Below are 3,064 nucleotides of genomic sequence, written 5' to 3'. Positions count from 1 at the left end.
GACGATCCCAAACTCACCGACAAGGCCTGGTTCCGCTACGAAGACATCTTCGAAGCCTGGCGCAAGGCCGACATGGTGGACGGGCGTACGTACGGCATTCCCTACGATGGCGAGATGACCCTGCAGACCTATCGCAAGGATCTCTACGACGCAAAAGGGCTGCGAGCCGCCGAAACGTTCGACGACGTCGTCAAGAACGCAAAGGCGCTGCACGACCCGGCAAACCGCCTGTGGGGATTTTGCCTGCGCGGCATGCCGGGCGCGGGGCAGAACATGTACATCTATCCCTCCATTCTCGGCGCCTTCGGAGGCAGGTGGTTCGACCGCGACGGCAAGATCCGGGTGAACAGCGCCGAGGCGGTCGCCGCGCTCGAGTGGTACGTCAGCACGAACAACGCCTTCGCGCCGAAGGCGGCGCAGAACTGGAACTGGCCCGACATCGCCGACGCGTTCGCGCAGGGCACAATCGGTTGCTTCATTGACGGCCATACCGCGGTCACCGTGATTGCCAACCCGGAGCGCTCGAAGGTGGTCGGCAAGATCGGTTTCGCGCGCTGGCCGAGGGGCCCTGCCGGGCGGCGGGTGACCTCGATCTGGAACTGGGCGATGCCCATCAACTCGGCGCTGCCGGAGAAAGCCCGCCAGGCGACTTGGCTCTTTATCCAGTGGGCGGCATCGGAAGAGACGCAGATCCGCACCTCGTACGCCTTCAAGGGTCCGGGGAAGCGCTTCGGGGTAAACCGTCTCCCGATGTGGAAGACGGGTCCCTTCTCCAAGGTGATCGCCGACGCGGGAACCAACCTGCTGGAGGCCTCGCTCGACTCGCTCGCACACGACACCGACGTGGACTGGCGGCCGCGCGTGGCGCAGTGGCCGGCGATCGGCGAGACCATGGCAAAGATCGTCCAGGCGGCGCTGGTCGGCCAGGTTAAGCCCAAGCAGGCGCTCGACGACGCGCAGGTGCAAGTCGAGAGAATCATGCGTGGCGGCTAAGTCGTCCGCGGCGCGGCGGCTCGCGCTCGTCGAACGATCTGAGCGGCGCTTCGCCCTTATGCTGGTGGCGCCGGGGGTACTTGTGCTCCTGGCAAGCACCACGTTTCCGCTGGCCTATCTCCTCTGGCAGAGCCTGCAGAACATCAACCTCGGCATGCCGGGAATGGACCGCTTCGTCGGCGCGGAGAACTACGTGCGCATGTGGCACGACGCGCGTTTCTGGGGGGCGCTCGGTTTCACGTTCGTCTACGCGGGCGTCACGGTCGCGCTGCAGCTCGTCCTCGGCCTCGGCATGGCGCTCCTTATCCTGCAGATTCCGCGCGCCCAGTGGGCGTTCCGCGTAGCTGCCATCCTGCCCATCGTGCTCGCGCCGGTCGTCGCCGGCCTGTTCTGGCGGACGCTGATGCTCACGCCCGACTTCGGCATCGTGGACTTTGCGGTCCGCGCGCTCGGCTTCCCGTCGCAGAACTGGCTCGGCGATCCTGCGCTTGCGCGCGTCTCGGTCATCGTGATCCATACCTGGCAGTGGACGCCGTTCGTGTTCCTGTACATGCTTGCCGCGCTCGCCGCGCTGCCGGCGGACCTCCATGAGGCCGCGCGCATCGACCGCGCGGGCGCCTGGCAGCGGTTCGTGCACGTCACACTTCCGCTGCTGCGCCCGGCGATCGTGATTGTGGTGATCCTGCGCACCACGGTCGCGCTGTCGGCCTTCGCCGCCATCTATGCCGCCACGGGCGGCGGACCGGGCACGGCGACGGAAATCGTCAACCTTTACGCATATCGCGTCGCGTTCGCCGAGCTCTCGCTCGGCTACGGTGCGGCGGCCGCGGTCGTACTGCTCGCGCTGACGCTCGCCGTGTCGGTGATCCTCTTCCGCGTGCGGAGGGCTTCGTGAGGCGCGCGCTCCTGACGGCAGTCGGCGCGTTCCTTCTCGCGGTGTGGACTGTACCTGTGCTGCTCGCCGTGCTCACCTCGTTGAAGGACGAAAAGGAGGTGCTCGCTTTTCCGCCGACGGTCGTCTTCGAGCCCACGCTCAAGAACTTTGCCGCGGTGCTTTTCGGTCCGACCAACATTGTGCCGAACCTCGCGAGCAGCATCGTCATCGCACTTGCTACCACGGCGCTCACCATCGTTATCGCGGTGCCCGCGGCCTACGCCTTTGCGCGCCTGAAGCTCCGCGGCAAGACGCAGCTCGGCTTCTACGTCCTTGCGACGCAGTTCGTGCCGCCGATCGGGCTGATCATCCCGTACTTCCTGATCCTCAACCGCATCGGCTGGATGGACAGCTACCGCGGTCTTGTGCTCATCTACCTAACATTCTCGCTGCCGTTCGCGATTTGGCTGCTGGTGTCCTACTTCGAGGACATCCCGCGCGAGATGGAGGAAGCGGCACTGCTTGACCGCGCGAACCGCTGGCAGGCGCTCTGGCACGTGGTCCTGCCTCAGGCGCGGGGTGCGATCGCAGTGACGGTGGTTTTCGTCTTCCTCAACGCCTGGAACGAATTCCTTTTCGCCGTGGTCCTCGGCGGGGCGACGGTGAAGCCGGTAACCGTCTCGATGTATAACTACATCAATACCGAGCAGACGCAGTGGGCGCAGCTCGCCGCAGCGGCGCTGGTGGCCATGCTTCCGGTCATCGTTCTCGGCATCACTGCGCAGAAGCACATCGTTGCCGGGCTGTCGGCTGGCGCAGTGAAGGGCGTGAGCCGGCGATGACGCGCCGCGGGGAGGTAAAGCTCGTTGGCGTCGGCAAGTCGTTCCACGACATCACGGTGCTTAAGGATGTGAATCTCGAAATCCGACCGGGCGAGTTTTTTTCGCTGCTCGGACCTTCGGGCTCCGGCAAGACGACGACATTGCGCATCATCGCGGGGCTTGAGATTGCCACCGAGGGGAGCGTTTATCTCGACGGGAGGGATGCGACGCTGCTGCCGCCAGCCGACCGCGACGTCGCGATGGTGTTTCAGAGCTACGCGCTCTACCCGCACATGACCGTGTTCGACAACATTGCGTTTCCGCTGCGCATGATCCGCACGCCGAAGGCGGAGATCGCCGCCGCAGTGCGCGACGC

Annotated in this window: 4 protein-coding genes; all 4 read left to right on the top strand. The window is 65.4% G+C overall.

Features of this window, described 5'->3' with window-relative positions; genetic code table 11:
* A partial coding sequence (locus VNM24_09130; protein ID HWQ38752.1) for an extracellular solute-binding protein occupies nt 1–993 on the top strand: 993 nt, incomplete at its 5' end.
* Nucleotides 994–1,051: 58 nt separating this feature from the next.
* Nucleotides 1,052–1,888 (top strand): sugar ABC transporter permease, encoded by an 837-nt coding sequence (locus VNM24_09125; GenBank protein HWQ38751.1) that lies wholly within the window; start codon nt 1,052–1,054, stop codon nt 1,886–1,888.
* Complete coding sequence (locus tag VNM24_09120; GenBank protein HWQ38750.1) at nt 1,885–2,709, top strand: carbohydrate ABC transporter permease; 825 nt, start codon at nt 1,885–1,887, stop codon at nt 2,707–2,709. The genes VNM24_09125 and VNM24_09120 overlap by 4 nt, the downstream gene beginning before the upstream one ends.
* On the top strand, nt 2,706–3,064 hold a 359-nt coding region (locus tag VNM24_09115), incomplete at its 3' end, for an ABC transporter ATP-binding protein (protein ID HWQ38749.1). The genes VNM24_09120 and VNM24_09115, both read left to right, overlap by 4 nt.

The organism is Burkholderiales bacterium, assembly GCA_035560005.1.
Lineage (GTDB): Bacteria > Pseudomonadota > Gammaproteobacteria > Burkholderiales > Eutrophovitaceae > DASRFY01.
Note: the sequence above shows the minus strand (reverse complement) of the source record. Positions and strands in the feature narration are given on the sequence as shown.

Excerpts from the sequence above, each read along its gene's own strand:
- VNM24_09125 (HWQ38751.1), top strand. The coding sequence starts at position 1,052 with ATGCTGGTGGCGCCGGGGGTACTTGTGCTCCTGGCAAGCACCACGTTT.